Consider the following 20,969-nt stretch of genomic DNA (forward strand, 5'->3'; position numbering starts at 1 on the left):
TATTGTTGAAATGTTCTCCCGGGCAATTTTTAAAAACTGAATGAAAACAATGTGCGGACGATTCGCAGCGCTTTATCCGCGGGACAATGGCATTTGGTCATCCTAAATGAAGCCGCGGGATGGACGGCAGAAAAAAGTTCGCATTGGCGGGCTTATGGTATAATATGGATATTGAAGCTGCTGATACTCATCGGTATTGGATTTGGCCTGTACAGAACAAAAGAGGCCAGTGGCATTCAGAAACAGGTTGTTGCCGGCCGCAACCTGAAAGACGCGGATGGATTAACCGGAAACAGGACGGGTTCGCGACGGCTTGCAGTGGCAGAGATAAACAAGGGCGAGTCAGCTATAAGCCAAACGAACGCACGGGTGAGGCGCCTGGCCGTCAGGCCGTAAATTTACATACCTGATATAATTAGTAAGTCTTTTCAAAGTTGCTGCGGCGCAGACTGTTCCGCATCTCATTTCTACAGAATATTTGCTGAATCCGATGGCTTGTGATTTGATAGATAATAAGATTGTCGTTTTTTTGAAATAATATACGGCAGCCATGCCATTCGTCTTTTGTAAAGACGATGATCAGACGGTCCATAATCTATAGTGTGGTTAGGTGATGGCGGTGATTTATTTAATTGTGGACTTCGAGGCCAACATGGGGCACTTATATCCAAACGGCATTGATGAAATTATTCAATTCAGTTCCGGTTTATATGAAAAAAATGGGACAAGCAGCCGCATAAAATATTTTAATTCTTATATAAGACCACAATTTGGAATACAGAAGCCGATCCGGGAATTAACCGGCATTACGCTGGATCATGTTGAGAATGCGCCAGACTTTCAGGCGTATGTATCTAGACTACAAAGCAATTTCTATGAATCAGTCATTTTTGTCAGTTTTAGTAGTCATGATATTTGTTATTTTATGGAAAACGCCTTGAAATATAATGCAAGCACAAGATGGATCAAAGGATATATGGATTTGCAGGAAATGGTGATGTATGACTGTCATTTAGATCAGCAGCCGAGTTTAAAAAAATCTCTTTCGCTGTTCGGGCTTGAATTCGTCGGAAAGCAGCATAACGCTTACTATGATGTTTTGAATACGATCCGATTATTCAGACAGATAGACAATAAATATCCTTCGTTGAATCGATGGGTGTATGACAGAAAAGAATTGCTTCAAAAATTCAATTTGTTAATACGTTATGATAAGGAAGGGCATTTAATCATAACAAAGAGCGGAAAAAAGATTTTAAAAAAAGTATTTTTTCATTATAAACATAGAGATGTAAATTTTATTCTGAATAGCGGCACAATGAAAAAAATATTGGAGCAAAATTTTATTGACCGTCATGATAAACAGTATATAAAAGTAGTTCGGAAATATTTTGATAATCTGCTTTTTAAGCAAGAAACCAACCGCTTTTGAGATCAAAGGCTCATTCCTCTTTGTGGCCATTTTCGGGGAAAATTCCAGGTTCATTGATGATTAAAAGATACAAGCGGGTTTTAAGAACCCCTGAGCGAACCGGTTGGCCGAACTGAACACGTACCCGGCTTACTTCCCATTTCTTTCCATTTGCGTCTCGATAAATTGCTTGATGAAACGATTTAATTCAGAGGCGGCTTTCGTTGGAATCTGATGTTTAACATGCGGGATCCATTTCAATTCACTCCGGGGCAGCTTGTCATACAGCAGCTTGGCGTAGCGCTGAAACCCTTGATCTTTTTGTCCATAGATTAATAAAGTGGGGGTTGTAATTTTTCCTAATTTATCCGTGCAATTATAGGACAGGCTGTATCGATAATATTCTTCAATATTTTTAGCCTTTCCTTTTCGCTCTTCCTTGACCATTTTCCAAAATGAGGATCGGGTAGTCATATTCGTCCCGGATATATATAGGGCTAATACAGAGAGCGCTTTTAGTTTGGCAAGAGTCATCGCGATCACAATTTTATTTTTTAAAACCCAGTCACTGACCTCCGACAAACCGCTAATGACGATGCCGCCCCATGCTCGATCTGCTTCAGTCAGTAAAAATTCAAGAGCGATGGATCCTCCCGTGGAATAACCGCAAATAAACGCCTTTTGAATTTTCAGATGATCTAATATGTGCTTCATATCGTCAGCAATCAAAGGATAAGTTAAGGGCACTTTGGAAAATGAGCTTCTTCCATGCCCTCGGATATCAAAGGTAATGATCCGAAAATACTTCGATAATTCCTTTATCTGCCTATCAAAATTGTAATGTGTAAGAACCGGAGGATGAATAAAGAGGAGGGGCACCCCTTGACCTTGAACCGTAAAATAGAGCCTGCAGCCGTTCACCATGACAAAGGGCATTTTCTGACCACCTCAGCTTAAAATACTTCAAAGTATTCTTATCATTCCCCGATTCTGCGCCGGCATCCGAATGAGTGAAAGGCATTTTTTGAATCCAATGGATTTCTTGATCGTTACTTTCAAATCAGGCGGGACCGCTTATACTTATTTCACCATCCGATGGACTGATTAGACTGCACATAAATGGAAACCCGCGTATAGACGACAGTTGCACTGGAAAACTAAGACGGTCATCTTTTTTACACGGTAAATTTCAACTGGAACAATAACGAGAAAGATTCGATACCGGTAAATCTGCGGACGATGACGAGAAGAGTTAGTTCATGCTCGAAATGCATCTTTTAAGCCGGCTTCAAAGGGGAGACTTTCATGCAGAAAGAATTATGTGTTCTTATTCATGGGTTCGCAGGAAATCCGCAGGAAGTAGCGCCATTGGCACATGCCTTGGAACGAAAGGGCTACGAAGTCGTGACTCCCTTGCTGCCCGGACATAATAGTGACAAAAAGCGGATGGAGAAAATCACTGCGTCGGATTGGCTGCAAGTCATTGAAGAAATTGTTAGACAAGCCATTGACGAAAAGAAAGACATTCATTTGATCGGTTTTTCTATGGGGGCCATGATCGCTTCCATTATGGCCAGCCGCTATCAAATAGCCACCTTGGTATTGCTATCTCCGTCGGTATACGTGTTTACGCCTTTTGTTTTAAAGATGAGGATGGAAAAATTTTTTCAGTATATTAGAAAGAATCGTTCACTGCCTGTTCAGACGATGCTTAGTAATCGGGCATTAATCAGCTCCGTCCCCATTCATAACGTACTCCAGTTTCAAAAGATTGTCCGTCATGCAAAACGAATTTTCCGGCATATTTCTGTTCCAATTTGCATCATTCATGGCCAAATGGACGAGACTGTTGATCCGAAGAGTTCCGAATGGATTTTTCGTGCAGCTTTGTCAAAAGAAAAAGAGCTGCACTATCTTCCGCTTTCAAAGCACCATATCTGCCATGATTGTGAAGGCGACACCGTCATTCAAATGGTTACGGCATTTTTAGAAAAGCATCATCGACGTCAGTTGGCCAGATAGCCTTTATCAGAACGGGTGTACATAAGCCATTTAAAAATTGTTCGCTAAGAATTTATCATTCAGACTATTTGAAGACAAGAGAATTCAACTTTACTCAAAATTAAGCTTTGTTTTCCTTATTCTTTTTCTATAATAAACATCACAGAAAAAATCTTTCTCATTTTATATAATGATTACCATAAGTACCCATTGATTTGTCCTGCTAAAAAGGACAATAGCTGTGAATTCGATGCATGATCTATGAAAGGCAAGAGGGTGCAGCTGGGTTTTTTGTTTTTCTAAAAAATGTTCTTAAAGAGGGGTTATGTTTGATGAGAAGAATCATATCACTGAATACGATGGACCTGAGAGAAACCGCAAAACACGGCGGACACGGCGAGTGCCAGACATCCTGCCAGTCGGCCTGCAAAACGTCTTGCGGTGTAGCCAATCAGAAGTGTGCCGAACCAGCGGAAAGATAAGAAACGAAAGTGTACCGCCCAACTGTTTTGCGGTTGGGCGGCAATTTTTTGGATAAGGGAGCCCGATAGCCAGCTATGATTCATCAATATAAATTAAACGGACACAACATTGTGCTTGACACCTACAGTGGGGCGGTGCATGTTGTTGACGATCTCGCCTATGATATTATTGCGCTTTATGAGGCTTATTCTCCTGAAGAAATCGCGGCCAGGATGTTGAAGAAGTACGCCGATCATGCAGATATCACCGAAAAGGACATTTATGAAACGATCGCGGACATCAACAAGCTGAAAAAGGACGGACAGCTCTTTACTGAAGATACATATAAAGATCTCTCATTCGATTTGAAAAAACGCAAGACCTATATCAAAGCTTTATGCCTGAATGTCGCGCATACGTGCAACCTTTCCTGTGAGTACTGCTTTGCAAGCCAGGGCAAATATCACGGCGAGCGGGCGATCATGAGCTATGAAGTCGGAAAGAGGGCTATTGATTTTTTGCTTGAAAATTGCGGTTTTCATCGAAATCTCGACGTCGATTTCTTCGGCGGAGAACCTCTGATGGACTGGAAAGTGGTCAAACAGCTTGTCGCCTATGCGAGAAGCAAAGAAAAAGAGTGCAAAAAGACTTTCCGCTTCACCCTGACGACCAATGGCATGCTGCTCAAAGATGACGTCGTCGATTTTCTGAACGAGGAAATGCACAATGTCGTGCTGAGTCTGGACGGACGAAAAGAGGTTCATGACCGGCTTCGCAAAACGGTTAACGGCAAGGGCAGCTATGACTATGTCGTTCCGAAGTTCCAGAACTTCGTCAAGAAGCGCGGGGACAAAGAATACTATGTCCGGGGAACCTTTACCCATAATAATGTCGACTTCACTAACGACATTTTTCATATGGCCGATCTGGGTTTCGACCGTCTCTCGATGGAGCCCGTCATCTGTGATCCAAAGGAACCGTACGCACTGACCAGGGAGGATCTCCCTGAGATTAACAGACAGTATGAGATTCTCGCCAAGGAAATGCTCAGGCGTTCAGAAAAAGGCAATGGCTTTATCTTTTACCATTACATGCTTGATCTGACAGAAGGCCCCTGCATTCATAAAAGAATCTCCGGCTGCGGTTCAGGCACTGAATATCTCGCGGTCACGCCTTGGGGCGAGCTTTTCCCTTGCCACCAGTTTGTCGGGGATGAAGCCTACAGCATGGGCAATATTTGGGACGGAATCACAAAACCGGAGCTGCAGAACCAATTTAAAGAGTGCAACTGCTACTCAAAGCCGGAATGTCGCGACTGCTGGGCGAAGCTTTACTGCAGCGGCGGCTGCCCCGCGAATTCACTGCACGCGACGGGTTCACTTAAAGGAAACTACGCATTCAGCTGCGACGTTTTTCGCAAGAGAATCGAATGCGCCATGATGATTAAGGCAGCCGAATCCATAAAAGCCATGGAAAAGGATAAACAAACCGTGGGTAAATAAACAAAGCGTAAAATGCAAAAAGAGGCCGGGCATAAATCAGGAAAAATCTGGTTTATGCTTGGCCTTTTCGCGCAGAGAAAAAAAGGGGAGGTTCTCTTTTTGGTGATTCAAGCGAGCCCGATCAATCTAAAAAATTCTGTTTTTATACGCTGACGGTCAATAGTGTCCGTACCGGTCATTATTCCATGTGCATGCCGCCGTTCACCAGTGTATAGGAACCCGTAACAAACCGACTGTCATCACTGGCCAGAAATGAGACGACAGCAGCCAAATCATCAGGCTGGGCCATGCGCCGAAGAGGTGTGTTCTTTCTAAAAGCCTGCTTTACCTGCTCGGGCATTCGGGAAATGGCGTCGGTTTCTGTAGCTCCCGGAGCAACGACGTTGGCGGTAATTCCAAGAGGCCCGAACTCACTGGCGATATATTTGGCAAATGTGTCAATTCCGCCTTTCGCCGTTCCGTGAGCAATAAAATCAGGCTTTGGGTATTTTCCCAAGTCTGACGAGATATAAATGATACGTCCATACTCTTGCTCAATCATAGATGGAATGACCGCTTTAGTCATCGTGAACGCGGCCTTTAGTTCATCATTCAGTTTCTGTGCAAATTCACTCCATGAGATCTCGGTAAATGGCTTTCTGACGAAAGGGACATTCGCATTATTGACAAGAATATCAATTCGGCCGCCAAATGTTTCTTTTGTGAAGCTTATTAGATTTGAAATTTGACTTTCATTGCGAACATCCGCCTGAAAAGCTGCTGCTTCGCCTCCGTTCGAATGAATGGCATCCACTACCGCCTGTGCTGCGTCCTGATTGTTTAAATAATTGACGATTACTTTTGCGCCGCGTTGGGCCAATGTTTTTGAAGTAGCGCGGCCAATACCCCGGGAGCCGCCGCTTACGATAGCGATCTTGCCTTTTAAGTTCATAATAATACCTCCAAATACAGTCACTTTTATTAGTGCCCAACTATAAACTCCAGGAATTTTTAGTTTAATTGGACTCGCAGACCAAACAAAAAACTCTATGCGGAATCTCGATGATATTTGGATAGTTCTCTTGTAATAATTCTTTTAACTGATGATCAAACGCTGCTATTCTTTCATGTGGAAGACTGGCACCTACCCCGGCACTTGCTCTAATTCTTCCTCTCCAAGCCTCTTGACTATATTTAAAATGCAGATCAAATGTGAACGTTTCGATGTCTGTAAATCCACCTATAGCTACTTGCGTTAACCAATCTGGATAAACACCTGTTCCTCCAGCACCTTTCCATTTTGGATTATAGGATAATATAAGCTCTTCCGTCTTCGACACAATATTACTATCTAATGGTATCCAATCTAAATGCACAATGATTAACTTCCCATGTGCATGTAAAACGCGGTTCACCTCTTTCAACACTTGGTCACCTTGAAACCAATGCCAACATTGGCCTGCTGAAACTACATCGAATTCAGAAGATGAAAAGGGTAAATGCTCTGCCCGCGCATTTAGATATCGAATATGCACATGAACTTTTTCATCCAGCTTCTTGGCCTCTTCTATAAGTTCATCTGATATATCCACTCCCGTCACCCGGGCGCCTTGTTTGGCAAATGTCCTCGCAAGATACCCCGTGCCTGTTCCAATATCCAATATTGATTGACCTTTAATCCCAACACCATAATTTTTAAGACGTTCATATAACTCATTCGGATAGCCTGCTCGATATTTACTATAGTCTTTTGCAGTAAGACCGAAGTTGACTTTCATCGCCAAGCCTCCATTTCTAAATTATTCAGCGGATTGCGGACATTACAGCGATTTTGTTTGCTGGTGAATAGAGCTGAAAAACAGTTGGCTGCGAAGCATTCAAATTATAATGCCATGAATAAAAAGTTCTTCACTGATAGGCTTTAACCTTCTTGGAAAAGCACTTTCTATTCGAATAATAATTTGATCGTCAGCTATGTACGTAACACGGTTACTGATACTTGATACAGGTTGACAGCAAATTTGACAAACACACATCGTTACACTAAACTGTTACATATACACTATGGTGTAACTTCAGACTGGAGGAATTATGATGTCAAGCTATACAGCGAAACAGATAACTGAACTGCTTCAGCGAGAAGGGGCGGACATTCATTTACGCACGATACGGTACTATACACAGATCGGCATGGTACCGCCGCTTGAGACAGCCGGAAATAAAAGGGTTTATACAGACAATCATCTGGCCTATTTTCGCGCTATTCTGACTCTAAGTAAAACAGGAGAGACACTTGCGTCCATTCAACAAAAACTGCAGGCACTTTCAATTGATGAAATTAAGAAAATCGGAAAACAGATGACGCTCTACCAATCGGAAAACTTGATCACCCGGGAAACCACGAGAATAAATGATGATGCTTTTATAACACTCAGTTCAAATGTGCCGGAACAGATGAAGCAGAAGATTGTTGACTCAATTTCAAACATTATGAAAGAAGATGAAGAACGATGATTCTTGCGAAGCTGGCCAAAACGAAGATGGAATGCTGGGAAGGAACGAATCATGTATGGATTCACATCGATTCGGCTCACTTAGCTGAAGTGGCGGAACTTCATCTTTGTTTGTATCTTCCGGAAGGACTCCGGACCTTGAGAAACTTAAACGGTTATCCTGAAGATAAAAACGGAACGATATCCATCACAGCTCCGAATGAAGACATTGATTTAATTATTGAGATATACACGGAAGGGTCAGTGCCCCACGGGAAGGTATCTCTTTCGCTAGACCTGTCCTTCAACCTTCAGGGACAAATTCACGAGGACAAACTGCAGCTTCCTTTAATCATTGTTCCTGAAGAAATGAGTGAACAAATACGAGTTGATCCTGAAGTGGCTGCTCATGTCATGACTATGAAGAATTTAAATAAACCAGAATTTGAGGAAGGACCGATTGTCATCATTCCGCCGACCACTCAATTATCAGAAAACAAGCTCTCTCCACTTGAGAAAAAGTATCGAATAGATGGCTGTGTTCGCGCTATATGAATGATTTTTAGGTTACAAGAAAGACAAATCAGGAATATTAAGGAGGACGTACAAATGAATTTAGTGCCTTATGTCATCGAACAGACAAATAGAGGAGAACGATCTTACGACATTTATTCTCGATTGCTCAGAGACCGGATTATCTTGCTCACAGGCGAAATTTCAGATGATGTGGCAAACAGCGTGGTTGCACAGCTCCTTTTTCTTGACGCGGATACCTCTGATAAAGATATCAGCATTTACATCAATTCGCCTGGAGGATCGATTACTGCAGGAATGGCTGTTTTTGATACGATGCGGCATGTCAAGTCTGACGTCAGTACTCTATGTGTGGGTATGGCCGCCTCAATGGGCGCTTTTTTGCTTGCGGGCGAGGAAAAAGGAAAAAGATTTGCGCTGACAAATAGTGAAGTAATGATCCATCAGCCTCTTGGGGGAGCAAAAGGGCAGGCAACGGATATTGAGATCCATGTGAAAAAAGTTTAGGCATTGATCGCACGTCCAATTTTATGTACATAAAATCGTTCAGATCAACTTTTTATAGGTAAATGATCCGTCCTATCTTTTTCTTTACTTTCAACTTTTAAGCGGTTTAAACAGACAATATCGTTGCAAACTAAAGAAATGAGCCGCTCAATTTTAAAAGTGAAAGAAGAGACGAAAGAATATGGATTCCCTCTGGTATTATTATGATGGTCAAGAGACGCAGGGCCCTTTCTCCGAAGATGAGATGACTTTTTTGGCAAACAAAGGGCAGATCAACAGCAACACGCTGGTCACTACGCAAGGCATGACAACATGGCTGAGAATGCGCGAGACGTCGCTTCAATCATCGGAGCGGAACGTGCGCAGGGCTTCCCGCCGGTCAAGGAGTCTGATCAGCCGCGCGACGGAACCGGTGAATGAGCTGATTGGCGAACGCGGTCCGGTTGATCTGAAGCTTCGCGATCTGTTTTCGCAGGTGTTCCGACGCCATACGAAAGCAGAAAGCGAGCGGATTTTTATCGCCGGTACCTCTTTTACAACGCCCAATGAAGCAGACATTTCTTCGGTGTGGCCGAAGCCATGGCTCTTCTCAAGGGTGTTTCTGACTTTTTTAGTGACTTATGCCATGCTTTGGATCTGCCTGAACGATTTTGGCAATCCTTATGCGCTCCCGGGTTTAATGCTGATCGGTTCCTTTGCCGTTCCCTTTTCCCTTGTCTTCTTCTTTTTTGAAACAAACGCTCCCCGAAACATCAGCATCTTTGATATCGTCCGCATGTTCTTTCTCGGTGGTGTGGCCTCAATCATCGTAACCCTGGTTCTTTATACGATTTTTCCGGTTTACCGGATCAGCATAACCAGTGCATTTGTTATTGGTATGGTTGAAGAGTTAGGAAAACTGCTGATTGTCATCGGATTTGTCAGTCAGCTGAATGTCAAATATATATTAAACGGCCTGTTGATCGGTGCGGTCATTGGCGCGGGGTTTGCCTCATTTGAATCTGCGGGTTACGCGTTCCGGGCTTTTCAAACGATGCGTAATGAAACTTTTCTGAATGTTATTGTGATGCGGGCATGGACGAGCATCGGGACACATGCCATCTGGACGGCCATTGCCGGGGCGGCCCTAGTTCTGGTTAAGCAGAACAAGCCTGTTACTATAGGTTTGCTGTTTAAAGCACGATTTCTCAAGCTGATGATTATTCCCATTTTTCTTCACGCCTTTTGGGACATGCCGCTGCCGCTTATTGGTGATTCCATAATTAAAGTGATGGTTTTAATCATGATCAGCTGGCTCTTCATTTTGGTCATGATTAACAGTGGTCTGAAACAAGTCACCCGGCACTCGGTGATAAAGGCATCGGTTCCGTAACGGGCGGCAAAAAATACAAGTCTCAAAGGCGCTTTTAGCAGCCTTTTTTTTGTTCCATTTTTCGATTGTGCTTCGTTTATTTGTTTAGGGATGGGATAACCAGTGTGAACATTCTGTGCTTGGCAGCCCAAAATCAGCATACTTTTCCGCTTGACATACCTAGAAGTATTAAGTATATTTTATATGCATAAGACTTCTAGGTATATGGAGGGGTTTATGAATGTATCCAAGGATTTGATCGCGGCCTCCGCTGTCCCCTTGATTTTAGCTATTTTGAAACAAGGCGACAGTTATGGTTACTCCATTATTAAAAAGGTCAAAGAGTTGTCGGGAAATGAACTAGTCTGGTCAGAAGGGATGCTGTATCCGGTATTGCACCGTCTTGAGGACCAAAATCTTATTCAGTCGTACTGGAGGAATTCGGAAACAGGACGCCGGCGCAAGTATTACACAATAAAAGACGACGGGCTGAAAGAGCTGGAGCTGCAAAAGAAGCAGTGGGATATGGTTCACTCCGCGCTTTCAAAAACTTGGCAGAAGTTGAATCAGGAATAAGGGAGGGGCTCGGCATGTTTGATCTCGAATTAAATATTCGTTCTTGGAGCGATCACCTGCGGGCGCGCGGAAACTTCAAAGAAACGGATCTTCTTGAACTGGAAAATCATCTGCGCGATGAGATTGATGATCTGATTGAAGCCGGTCTCTCACAGGATGAATCGTTTTTGATCGGCGTCAAACGTTTGGGGAATGTCAACGCAATTTCCGAGGAATATTCGAAAGTAAATTCAGAAAATCTTTGGAAACATTTATTAATCGATCCGGATCACGTTTATGGCGTGAGCCGGAATCGAAAATATATTGCATTAGTGATTATTTTTTCGCTGCTGGCCGGTACGTTAATGAAAATTCCCGAGCTGTTCGGCTTTAAACTGTTTAACCCAGCCGATCAATTGTTTTATTTCAAAAATCTTAGTTTGTTTATTTTGCCTTTCATTGCCGTTTTTTTTCTGGTTAAGCATCAGTCAAATTGGAAAATGACCGCGTCCATACTGGGAATTTTCTTTCTGGCCGCTCTTACAATCAATCTCTTTCCATCCTACCCTCCTAAAAGCACGGAGCTGCTCACCGGTATTCACCTTCCTATATTCTTATGGCTGATTACGGGTGCCGCTTATATGGGATTAGAATGGAAACTCACCGGAAGAAGAATGGATTTTATCCGATTTACAGGCGAAGCGGTGATTTATGGAACGCTAATATTCTGTGGGATCATTGTTTTAGCATTGTTCACCGAGACGATATTCAGAGCGATTCAAATCGATCTCAGCAGTTTCATACAGCAGTATCTCTCTGTGTACGGAGGGTGCGCGACAGCGATGATCACCGTGTATCTTGTAGAATACAAGAAAAGCGTCGTCGAAAATTTTGCTCCGATTCTGGCGAAACTATTCAGCCCTCTTTTTCTGATCACCATGATCGCTTTTCTTTTCGTCATGATCATTTCGGGAAAGAGCCCATTTGTTGACAGGAATTTTTTAATCGGATTTGATCTTATGCTTGTGTTAGTGCTTGGGCTGGTCCTCTATGTCATTTCAGCCCGGGACTCCCATGATAATAATAAGCTGTTTGATTATTTGAATCTTGCGCTGATTCTTGCGGCCCTTATTATCGATGGCGTCGCCTTATCAGCTATACTTTTCAGATTATCAACCTTCGGAATAACCCCGAATAAAATCGCGGCGCTCGGTGAGAATCTGACCTTGCTGGTCAATCTTGGGGGCCTGGCCTGGCTGTATCTTCGCTATCTCGTTAAAAAAAATGATTTTCCTCACCTTGAAAAATGGCAAACCGCCTATTTATCTGTTTACGTCATTTGGATGGCTGTTGTTGCATTTGCGTTCCCGATAATGTTTCGCTTTAGTTAATTCCGACGGCATTGGCTTTTTCGCTGATTTTTATGTCTGGTTCAGCTTTCGCTGTGCATCTTAATGGATCTTCCCGGATTTTTGGGGAAGATCTTTTAATATTCCCTATGTAAAAATAACGTATTTTTCGCAATCGGGGAGAATAAAGTGTATATTGGTTAGTGAAAAATCCGGTTTACCAAAATGTAATAAATGCAAAATAATTGTAACAAAAAGTCGAAAATACCGATTTATTTACGGTAAAGACAACCAGATTCACATGAACGTCTTCTTTGAAACGTTTCATGATAAAGCTATATGCGAGGTGAATGAGCACGAGCATCCGTAAGATCAGCATCATTGTCATAAGCAGTATCCTCATTATTGCCGCTCTTATATTTGCAGGCATCAGCTATTATCAGGCTACCCGATTCAATGCCCGAATTACGATCAACGGTACAAAAGTGGGCGGACTGACCGCTGATCAGGCATTAAAGAAATTGAAAACATTGATTTTAACAAACAAAGTCTATGTCGGACAAAATTTAGTGTTCGACGGAAAAAGTACGAAGTCGGGATTTACAAATCAAGATCTTCCTGAAATCAAGAGATTATTAGGAAAACAGCGGACATGGTGGCCTTCTTCAAAAGCGGAAAATTTCTCGGCGATGCCCAGCCGCACGGATCATTATCGAAGCCAGACGCTGAAAGGGGAAGTAGAAGCAAAACTTAAATTAATGAATAAGAGTTTAATAGCGTCAAAAGACGCTCAGGCCTACTTGGATCATGGTCAAATCGCCGTTTCCAGGAGCGAAGTGGGGAAACAATATGATATTACCAAACTACTAAAGGATTATGACAACCAGGAATACAGAAGCGAAATCTATTTGAAACCTATACTCTCACAACCGATTAAGGAAAACAGCCAGATCGTGCAGAATGAAAAGAAAAAGCTGCAGGCACTCGTTCAGCGCACGGTTGATTATCAGGTTCAGAACCAAACTTATCCTTTGGAAGCAAGCAAGTTCATCCAATATGCAACGGTGTCAAAAGATATGAAGCTCACGATGAACACGACCGATCTTAAGAATGAGATCGCGGCGATTAATCGCTCCCAATCCACGTTAAATAAAAGTTACATATTTAAGACGCATACGGGTTCAACCATTTCGGTTCAAGGGCAAACCTACGGGTGGGCACTGGATGTCGGCCAGGAAACAGCGCGCATACAGAGTGCCTTTGAAAACGGAGAAAAATCGATGAAAGCCTACAATGTCTACGGTATCGGTTATAATACTTTTGGCGTCGGCTATCATACGACGACGAACAATGGCATTGGCAATACGTATGCCGAAGTGTCTATTCAGGAACAACGCATCTGGATTTATAAAAATGGCCAACTGGCAGTCACGACTCCTGTTGTTACCGGCAGGCATGATACGCATGAGGATACGCCGACCGGGGTTTGGTATGTTATGTATAAACAATCCCCCTCAACGCTTAAGGGAAGCGAAGCCGGCGACCCTCATTACACGGTCAACGTCTCTTATTGGGCTCAGTTCACGGATGGCGGTGTCGGTTTCCATGACGCCTCATGGCGGAAAAACTGGGCAAGTGATGCTTATCTCACAGGCGGATCGGGCGGCTGTGTAAACACGCCCCCAAATGTGATGAAATCCGTCTATGACAATCTGACACAAAACGAGCCGGTTATCGTTTATTAAAAAAGGTTCAATCAAAAAAGCGTTCATCAGAGTATGTGATGAGCGCTTTTTTATACTATAAGAAAGAATAAAATTTTTAAGGATTATAACATAAGCGGCCGAACATAAGCGCCGCGTCCTGCGGCATGTTCAGTATTAATCCGTCCTGGCCTCCGGGCGGCGTGCGGGATTCAAACAGAGCGTTTTTTGATTCGCTTGGGTCAATCCGTAAACAGGCTAAGGACATTAGGCTGGCTTAACACTCATGCCATAGTATATGCTGTTTACTAGAAACATCGACATGAGAAAAATGATGAGGAATAGATTTACTTCCTGAATGATTAACAGATTGAATCATTTCACATGAATTTACGGTGAATCTGTTCAGCGTTTTTTGCACCGACCTCTCATGACAAAAAGGAAAAAGTGATAAGAAGAAAGGAGAACTGTACGATGGACCTGCCCGAGAAGTTATACGCTTCACGATTTGTTTCTATTCCGGCCGTAAAGTGTCATATTCCCCCAAGCAATACAGATATACTCCCGCGCCCAAGGCTGGCATCAATCCTGAATCAAGGCCTGCAGAGTAAGTTAATTTTTATCAGTGCGCCGGCGGGCTATGGGAAATCGACTCTGCTGGCTGAATGGGCGCTAGGACTGGATCATAACCCCTGCTGGATTTCCCTTGACCCGGCAGATAATGATGTTGTCCGTTTTTGGCGCTGCATGATTGCGTCAATTGATACCGTTTATTCCGGCTTTGAAGAAAGAACATTTCCAGTTTTGAATATGCTCTATCCTTCCGATTATGAACAAGCCGTCAACGTTATCTTGAATGAGCTCCATCAGCTTGAACAGCCGTTTGTACTGATATTGGATGATTTTCACTTTCTGACAGAGAAAAATCTGATTTCAGCGTTCTCTTATTTTATTGATTATTTGCCTGAGAACGTTCATCTTGCTGTTTCCAGCCGGAACGAGCCGCCTTTTCAGTCGGCGAAGCTGCGGACCAGCCGGCTCATGCTTCATTTGAGCGCGAAAGATCTGCGCTTTAACGAAGAGGAGGGGGCAGACTTTTATCGTCATTCTATGAAACTCAAATTGGATCATGGCGAGAGTTCGGAACTGGTGAGGCGCACAGAAGGATGGGTAACCGCGCTGAAGCTGGCAGGATTGACACTGCGGAACTCCGGGCAGGCGCCAATTGAAATTCAGGATTTTGCCGGAAGCACCCGTTTGCTGGAACACTATTTGCTGGAGGAAGTCTTTCACCTGCAAAGCGAGCCTGTCCGGAAGTTTCTGTTGGACTGCGCATTTCTGAAACAAATGAATGCTGTTCTATGCAACGCGGTCACAGGTAATGATGACGGACAGACGATACTTGAGGATCTTGAACGTGCCCAGCTTTTTGTCATTCCGCTTGATGAGCAGGGCAGGTGGTATCGATTTCATCACTTATTCTCCGAATTTTTACAGCATCGGCTGCATCGGACCGCCCCTGAAAGAATCCCGGCCCTCTATCTAAAAGCGGGAGAATGGTGTGAAAAACAACATCTTCAGGAAGAAGCGCTGGAGTATTATATAAATGGAAGGCATTTTCGTTCCGCTTTGCGGGTACTCGACGAGATGAGAGCCAAAATGTTTCGAATGGACTGGTCTCTATTTAAATCTTGGCTCTCCGAGATACCGGATGATTTGCTTCTGGAGCATCCATCGCTTTATTTCTCCTACGCTCTTTCTCTGCTGTTTGGAGATCGAAAGTACGCTTTAGCTGAGAAAATGCTTCGAGAAGCGGAGGGACGATTTGAAATCCTGGCTGCTGGCTGGACCGAGAAGGAAAAGAATCATTTTTGGAGCAATTTTTACTTTGTAAAAGCGCATGCCGCGGCAGAAACCTTAAACGGCATGGACCAGGTGGTTCAGTACATGAAGCGCTCCAAACAATTTAATCCATCGGGACCTGAACTTGTTTTCGCCCAGAAAAACGCGGGCAAGCCTTCATTAATCCGAGAACACGAAGCGCCGTCCAAAGGTCATATACATCGATCTTTCCTAATACCATTTTTCCAGAACTTAATTGCCACAGTCGATGATCTGGGCCTGTCTTCTCCGCCAAAGGTCAGTTTGTCTGAATTTCTATATGAATGGGATAACATTGACGAGGCTGAATCTACATTGAAAACTGTTTTTGAATCAACCGATCTGAAAAATCCAACGGCTTCTGAGGCGCTGGTTCCGGCATGGCTGCTGTTTTCCCGTATTCAAAAAGTTCATGGCTTATGTGATGAGGCAGAACATACCCTGCTGCAGGCGAAAAGGAACTGCATGATTTTGGGTGTTCCGTCCGCGCTGATTTATGTAGACGCGGAGATCGCCGGAGTTGCTCTTATGCAGGGAAATACGGAACCAGCGGATGAATGGATCAGGCGCTATTCGCTGTCCGTTAAGGACGAGCTCTCCGTCGATCATCTGTATGAGTACCTTTTCCTGGTTCGGATACTTATCGCAAAGAAACACGATAAAGAAGCGTGGACGCTTTCTGAAAGGCTGAGAACCATTTCATACCATGGAAAACGTCTCTTCTACTGGGCGGAAGTCATGATCCTGCAATCGCTGATTCTGCAGCAGACTGGAAGAACAGAGCATGCTTTGGAAAAATTGAGAACGGTCCTGCACCGTACAGAGCCTGAAGGGTTTATTCGAACCTATGTTGACGAAGGAAAGCCGATGGCTGAGCTGCTTGCCCTGTTTGTCCGGTCGCGATCAAGTATACAGGCAGAAGAAGCGCCGTCTCTGCAGTATGTCCGAACACTCTTGGCTGCCGTTAAAAGCCGTCTGGACGGGTTGACTGAAATGGATTCTGTTGTCGATCCTTTAACAGACATTCTGACAAAGCAGGAAAGCATGGTGCTGGGGCTGATCGTCCAGGGACTGACGAACAAAGAAATCGCTGAAAAATTGAAGATCAGTTACGGTACGGTCAAGACGCACATTAATAACGTCTATAGCAAGCTTCAGGTGCACAGCCGTTTGACGGCGATTCGGAAAGGAAAAGAGCTTGGACTCTGAAATTGCTGAAGAAAGATCCACCCCTCTCTCTACCCTGAGGTGGATCTTTTTTTTTACATTTTTTTATATAATTTCCTTTGACAGAAAGGAGTGACATTTATCACAGAAAGCATTGAGATTAAGAGGAGACTTAATCAAATAGCCGGGCTTCTAAGTCCTCAAGCACCTGCAGTGCAAACAGAAGGCTGTGTTGCATAACGCCGGTTCGGGGATGTTGCACTTGCCATTTTTAAAAGATCGCTTATGAGCTTTCTTTAAACAATAATACTTATTGAGGGTTGGGAGATGAGAAAGCAAACATGTACCGGAAAAAAAGCACTTTGCTTTTTCTTGCTTTCATATTGTTTTTATCAACATTTATTCAATTCACTTCTCCGCGAGCGGGGCTTGCGGATACTTCCGGATTTGCAGGAGGAAGCGGAACAGCGAATGACCCTTGGGTGATCACAACACCGCAGCAATTGGATAACGTTCGAAATGATTTGTCCGCCCATTACAAGTTAGGAAACGACATTGATTTGTCCTCGTATGTATCGTCCGGCGGAGCAGGTTATCATGCCGGCGCAGGCTGGGAACCGATAGGCGATAATACGAACCCTTTTAACGGTACATTCAATGGACAGGGGCACAGAATCATCGGACTTCAGATCAATCGTCCTTTGACAGATTATGTCGGGCTGTTTGGCAGTGTAGGTCCCGGAGGAAGGGTTCAAAATGTCGGTATGCAGGATGACCGTGTAAACGGTCTTTCCTATGCGGGCGGTCTGGCGGGTAACAATACGGGCAGCATCGCCAACGCCTATGCAGCAGGAAGTGTAAACGGAAGTAATCTGCACAACGGCGGTTTAGTAGGTTATAACGATATGGGCGGCAGTATTGTCAATTCCTATGCTTCGTGCAGCGTGAGCGGTGATCGTGGCACAGGCGGTCTGGCGGGTAGCAATACGGGCAGCATCACCAACGCGTATGCTACAGGCAATGTAAACGGCCGCGATGGTACCGGCGGTCTTGTCGGATATGATTTTGGCGGCAGTATCACTGATACTTACGCAGCGGGGCACGTAAGCGGGAGTACCTCTGTCGGCGGACTGGTCGGTATAGATTTCATCCACACCATCCAGAACAGCTTCTATAACTCCGAAACATCCGGTCAGTCCGATACAGGCAAGGGAACACCGAAAACAACAGCAGAGATGAAAACCCAATCTACTTATACTGATGCAGGCTGGGATTTCAGCGGCACATGGGGAATTAATCCGACGATTAACGAAGGCTATCCGTTTTTCACCCCCTCCTACACGGTGGTCTACAATGACAACGGCAGCACGAGCGGGAGCGTACCGACCGACAGCAATACTTATAAGGAAAATAACACAGTAACCGTGCTGAACAATACAGGTAATCTGAAAAAAGACGGTTATACTTTCGACGGCTGGAATACAAAAGCGGACGGGAGCGGGACGTCTTATACGCCTGGTGATCAGATAACAATGGGTCCGTCAAATGTGACATTGTACGCTCAGTGGGTTCCGATCAAGTGGTATTATGTCCAGTATAACGGGAACGGTAATAACGAAGGTAATATTCCACCACAGTCTCCTCTAACAGCACCGGGTGCGACTCTATTGATCTTGGGAAATATAGGGGAACTGAGCCGAACCGGCTACAGCTTCGCCGGGTGGAATACAAAGCTGGACGGGAGCGGGACGTCTTATATGCCTGGTGATCAGATAACGATGGGTCAGTCAAATGTGACATTGTACGCCCGGTGGACGGCCAATCGCTACACGGTCAGTTTCGATAGTAACGGAGGCTCGGCAGTCAGCGATCAGACAGTAAACTACGGCGATCAGGCAAGTCAGCCATCCGATCCCGCGCGAACAGGGTATACATTCGCCGGCTGGTACACGGACATCAACCTGACCAAAGTTTATGATTTCGGCACGAAAATCACTGCGGATACACAGCTTTACGCCAAATGGACGGTCAATCGCTATACGGTCAGTTTCGATAGCAATGGCGGCTCGGCAGTCGGTGATCAGACAGTGAACTACGGCGATCAGGCAAGTCAGCCATCCGATCCCGCGCGAACAGGATATACATTCGCCGGCTGGTACGCGGACAGCAGCCTGACCAAAGTTTTCGATTTCAGCGCGAAAATCACTGCGGATACACAACTTTACGCCAAATGGACGGTCAATAGTTACACGGTCAGTTTCGATAGCAATGGCGGCTCGGCAGTCGGCGGTCAGACAGTGAACTACGGCGATCAGGCAACTCAGCCGTCCGATCCTGCGCGAGCAGGGTATACATTCGCCGGCTGGTACGCGGACAGCAACCTGACCAAAGTTTTCGATTTCAGCACGAAAATCACTGCGGATACACAGCTTTACGCCAAATGGACGATCAATCGCTACACGGTCAGTTTCGACAGCAATGGCGGCTCGGCAGTCGGCGGTCAGACAGTGAACTACGGCGATCAGGCAACTCAGCCATCCGATCCTGCGCGAACAGGGTACACCTTTGCTGGCTGGTATGCGGACAGCAGCCTAACCAAGGTTTTCGATTTCAGCACGAAAATCACTGCGGATACACAGCTTTACGCCAAATGGACGGTCAATCGCTATACGGTCAGTTTCAATAGTAACGGAGGCAGCGCGACACCAGAAATCAACGCAGACTATGGGGACACGATCAGCGCCCCGTCTGTTCCGACACAAACAGGTTATACCTTTGCCGGCTGGTATAAAGATAAAGATTTGACGATGGCATGGGACTTTGAAAAAGATACCGTCACTCAGGATACAACGCTCTACGCCAAATGGACGGTCAACAGCTACTCTGTCACGTATGACGGAAACGGCAACAACAGGGGCAGCGTGCCTGCAGAAAAAACTTATCCTTATAATGGCAGTTTTACGGTATCAGGTAATACAGGGGAACTGAGCCGAACAGGCTACACATTTGCCGGATGGAACACGGGTATGGACGGGAGCGGGACGACCTATACCCCCGATAGCGTGTTCACTATGGGAGCAGCAAATGTGGCACTGTATGCTCTGTGGAACATTAACAATGACATCATCAGCTTCGATAGTAACGGCGGATCTATAGTGAATGCGCAAACGGTCCGATATGGTGACTTGGCCGGTAAGCCATCCGATCCTGTGCGAGCAGGTTATACTTTCTCCCGCTGGTACGCGGACAGCAGTCTGACCAAAATTTTCGATTTCAGCACGAAAATCACTGCAGATACACAGCTTTACGCCAAATGGACGGCCAATCGCTACACGGTCAGTTTCGACAGCAATGGCGGCTCGGCAGTCGGCGGTCAGACAGTGAACTACGGCGATCAGGCAACTCAGCCATCCGATCCTGCGCGAACAGGTTATACCTTTGCCGGCTGGTATGCGGACAGCAGCCTGACCAAAGTTTTCGATTTCAGCACGAAAATCACTGCGGATACAAAACTTCATGCCAAATGGGTGATCAACGGCTTCTCGATAAATCATGCCGAGAGTGATGGGATCAATATAGTGCGAGCGGCGTCTCATTCCGTAAAAAAAGTCTTTAATGAAAGTTCGGAAAAACTAGCGGGATCAACCGAAAAAGATGAAAAAAGTGTACCCGCTGTACTGCAAAAAAGCCAAGAAAAGCAGACAGTGAAATCCGAAACCCGGCAACCAAAACATACTGATGCTCAAAGTGGAGAAAAGTTGTCACAAACCGCTGGGTCGACTAATGGGGGAATTATTACAGCAGGTGTCTTGTTCTTAACGTTAGCAGGCGGCGCCGTGATCATTTTCTTAACACGGAGAAGAAAGCACAGCAACGACAGAGAGCAGTAAGCAATCAATTCATAACAGCAAGGGATCAATCATATCAAAAAACAGCATTTTGCCTGATCAAGCGGACTGCTGTTTTTTTACGCAAAAGAAAAAATAAAGGCTAATTTCATCGCTCTTTAGAAAAATATCGCCGCTCACGGCAAAATGTCGCTCTTTGTGAGAAAATATCGCCGCTTACAGCAAAA

Annotated in this window: 16 protein-coding genes and 1 pseudogene; 14 read left to right on the forward strand and 3 right to left on the reverse strand. The window is 44.7% G+C overall.

The features are described from left to right. Positions 1-93: 93 nt before the first annotated feature. Together IEX81_RS13595 and IEX81_RS13600 are read left to right on the forward strand one after the other, a co-directional pair. Positions 94-396 (forward strand): hypothetical protein, encoded by a 303-nt coding sequence (locus IEX81_RS13595; protein ID WP_188804256.1) that lies wholly within the window; start codon positions 94-96, stop codon positions 394-396. A gap of 217 nt (positions 397-613) precedes the next feature. Then, a complete protein-coding gene (locus tag IEX81_RS13600) occupies positions 614-1,432 on the forward strand; it encodes a 3'-5' exonuclease (RefSeq protein WP_188804258.1) in 819 nt (272 codons plus the stop codon). A gap of 129 nt (positions 1,433-1,561) precedes the next feature. On the opposite strand, the gene IEX81_RS13605 is transcribed toward IEX81_RS13600, so the two are convergent. Then, complete coding sequence (locus tag IEX81_RS13605; RefSeq protein ID WP_188804261.1) at positions 1,562-2,347, reverse strand: alpha/beta fold hydrolase; 786 nt, start codon at positions 2,345-2,347, stop codon at positions 1,562-1,564. A 369-nt stretch (positions 2,348-2,716) separates the two neighbouring features. Here IEX81_RS13605 and IEX81_RS13610 point away from each other — a divergent pair, with 369 nt between their 5' ends. The 3 genes from IEX81_RS13610 (at position 2,717) to scfB (ending at position 5,376) form a co-directional block, all read left to right on the forward strand. Further along, positions 2,717-3,433: an alpha/beta hydrolase gene (locus IEX81_RS13610; RefSeq protein WP_188804262.1), complete on the forward strand. Its 717-nt coding sequence runs from the start codon at positions 2,717-2,719 to the stop codon at positions 3,431-3,433. A gap of 311 nt (positions 3,434-3,744) precedes the next feature. Beyond that, entirely contained in the window at positions 3,745-3,894 is a 150-nt protein-coding gene (gene scfA, locus IEX81_RS13615; RefSeq protein WP_188804265.1) for a six-cysteine ranthipeptide SCIFF, read from the forward strand. 75 nt (positions 3,895-3,969) lie between these two features. Continuing rightward, positions 3,970-5,376 carry a thioether cross-link-forming SCIFF peptide maturase gene (gene scfB / locus IEX81_RS13620; protein ID WP_188804266.1) on the forward strand — a complete coding sequence of 469 codons (1,407 nt, stop codon included), beginning with the start codon at positions 3,970-3,972 and terminating at the stop codon, positions 5,374-5,376. Positions 5,377-5,554: 178 nt separating this feature from the next. On the opposite strand, the gene IEX81_RS13625 is transcribed toward scfB, so the two are convergent. Together IEX81_RS13625 and IEX81_RS13630 are read right to left on the reverse strand one after the other, a co-directional pair. Then, positions 5,555-6,307, reverse strand: a complete 753-nt coding sequence (locus IEX81_RS13625; RefSeq protein ID WP_188804268.1) for an SDR family NAD(P)-dependent oxidoreductase — start codon at positions 6,305-6,307, stop codon at positions 5,555-5,557. Positions 6,308-6,371: 64 nt separating this feature from the next. Further along, positions 6,372-7,133, reverse strand: coding sequence for a class I SAM-dependent methyltransferase (locus tag IEX81_RS13630; protein ID WP_188804271.1), 762 nt, complete (start codon positions 7,131-7,133; stop codon positions 6,372-6,374). A gap of 316 nt (positions 7,134-7,449) precedes the next feature. On the opposite strand from IEX81_RS13630, the gene IEX81_RS13635 reads away from it, so the two are divergent. The 9 genes and pseudogenes from IEX81_RS13635 to IEX81_RS13675 all read left to right on the forward strand — a co-directional run bounded on the left by IEX81_RS13635 (position 7,450) and on the right by IEX81_RS13675 (position 20,784). Then, positions 7,450-7,869: a MerR family transcriptional regulator gene (locus tag IEX81_RS13635; protein ID WP_188804273.1), complete on the forward strand. Its 420-nt coding sequence runs from the start codon at positions 7,450-7,452 to the stop codon at positions 7,867-7,869. Beyond that, a complete protein-coding gene (locus tag IEX81_RS13640; RefSeq protein WP_188804275.1) occupies positions 7,866-8,402 on the forward strand; it encodes a hypothetical protein in 537 nt (178 codons plus the stop codon). Before IEX81_RS13635 ends, IEX81_RS13640 begins: the two co-directional genes overlap by 4 nt. Positions 8,403-8,456: 54 nt before the next feature. Next, positions 8,457-8,885 (forward strand): annotated as a pseudogene (locus IEX81_RS13645) (ATP-dependent Clp protease proteolytic subunit); the annotation flags it as partial. 184 nt (positions 8,886-9,069) lie between these two features. Then, positions 9,070-10,260 (forward strand): PrsW family glutamic-type intramembrane protease, encoded by a 1,191-nt coding sequence (locus IEX81_RS13650; RefSeq protein WP_188804279.1) that lies wholly within the window; start codon positions 9,070-9,072, stop codon positions 10,258-10,260. A 216-nt stretch (positions 10,261-10,476) separates the two neighbouring features. Then, a complete protein-coding gene (locus IEX81_RS13655; RefSeq protein WP_188804281.1) occupies positions 10,477-10,815 on the forward strand; it encodes a PadR family transcriptional regulator in 339 nt (112 codons plus the stop codon). 14 nt (positions 10,816-10,829) lie between these two features. Beyond that, positions 10,830-12,185: a permease prefix domain 1-containing protein gene (locus IEX81_RS13660; RefSeq protein ID WP_188804283.1), complete on the forward strand. Its 1,356-nt coding sequence runs from the start codon at positions 10,830-10,832 to the stop codon at positions 12,183-12,185. Between the two features lie 308 nt (positions 12,186-12,493). Beyond that, positions 12,494-13,888 (forward strand): L,D-transpeptidase, encoded by a 1,395-nt coding sequence (locus IEX81_RS13665; protein WP_188804285.1) that lies wholly within the window; start codon positions 12,494-12,496, stop codon positions 13,886-13,888. Positions 13,889-14,320: 432 nt separating this feature from the next. Beyond that, a complete protein-coding gene (locus IEX81_RS13670) occupies positions 14,321-16,936 on the forward strand; it encodes a winged helix-turn-helix domain-containing protein (RefSeq protein ID WP_188804287.1) in 2,616 nt (871 codons plus the stop codon). A 299-nt stretch (positions 16,937-17,235) separates the two neighbouring features. Continuing rightward, positions 17,236-20,784: an InlB B-repeat-containing protein gene (locus tag IEX81_RS13675; protein WP_188804288.1), complete on the forward strand. Its 3,549-nt coding sequence runs from the start codon at positions 17,236-17,238 to the stop codon at positions 20,782-20,784. Positions 20,785-20,969 lie beyond the last annotated feature (185 nt).

The sequence above is a fragment of the Sporolactobacillus putidus genome, assembly GCF_014647035.1.
Taxonomy (GTDB): domain Bacteria; phylum Bacillota; class Bacilli; order Bacillales; family Sporolactobacillaceae; genus Sporolactobacillus; species Sporolactobacillus putidus.

Coding starts and splice junctions, on each gene's coding strand:
- IEX81_RS13600 (WP_188804258.1), top strand. CDS start 614: ATGGCGGTGATTTATTTAATTGTGGACTTCGAGGCCAACATGGGGCAC.
- IEX81_RS13605 (WP_188804261.1), bottom strand. CDS start 2,347: ATGCCCTTTGTCATGGTGAACGGCTGCAGGCTCTATTTTACGGTTCAA.
- IEX81_RS13610 (WP_188804262.1), top strand. CDS start 2,717: ATGCAGAAAGAATTATGTGTTCTTATTCATGGGTTCGCAGGAAATCCG.
- scfA (WP_188804265.1), top strand. CDS start 3,745: ATGAGAAGAATCATATCACTGAATACGATGGACCTGAGAGAAACCGCA.
- scfB (WP_188804266.1), top strand. CDS start 3,970: ATGATTCATCAATATAAATTAAACGGACACAACATTGTGCTTGACACC.
- IEX81_RS13625 (WP_188804268.1), bottom strand. CDS start 6,307: ATGAACTTAAAAGGCAAGATCGCTATCGTAAGCGGCGGCTCCCGGGGT.
- IEX81_RS13630 (WP_188804271.1), bottom strand. CDS start 7,133: ATGAAAGTCAACTTCGGTCTTACTGCAAAAGACTATAGTAAATATCGA.
- IEX81_RS13635 (WP_188804273.1), top strand. CDS start 7,450: ATGTCAAGCTATACAGCGAAACAGATAACTGAACTGCTTCAGCGAGAA.
- IEX81_RS13640 (WP_188804275.1), top strand. CDS start 7,866: ATGATTCTTGCGAAGCTGGCCAAAACGAAGATGGAATGCTGGGAAGGA.
- IEX81_RS13650 (WP_188804279.1), top strand. CDS start 9,070: ATGGATTCCCTCTGGTATTATTATGATGGTCAAGAGACGCAGGGCCCT.
- IEX81_RS13655 (WP_188804281.1), top strand. CDS start 10,477: ATGAATGTATCCAAGGATTTGATCGCGGCCTCCGCTGTCCCCTTGATT.
- IEX81_RS13660 (WP_188804283.1), top strand. CDS start 10,830: ATGTTTGATCTCGAATTAAATATTCGTTCTTGGAGCGATCACCTGCGG.
- IEX81_RS13665 (WP_188804285.1), top strand. CDS start 12,494: ATGAGCACGAGCATCCGTAAGATCAGCATCATTGTCATAAGCAGTATC.
- IEX81_RS13670 (WP_188804287.1), top strand. CDS start 14,321: ATGGACCTGCCCGAGAAGTTATACGCTTCACGATTTGTTTCTATTCCG.
- IEX81_RS13675 (WP_188804288.1), top strand. CDS start 17,236: ATGTACCGGAAAAAAAGCACTTTGCTTTTTCTTGCTTTCATATTGTTT.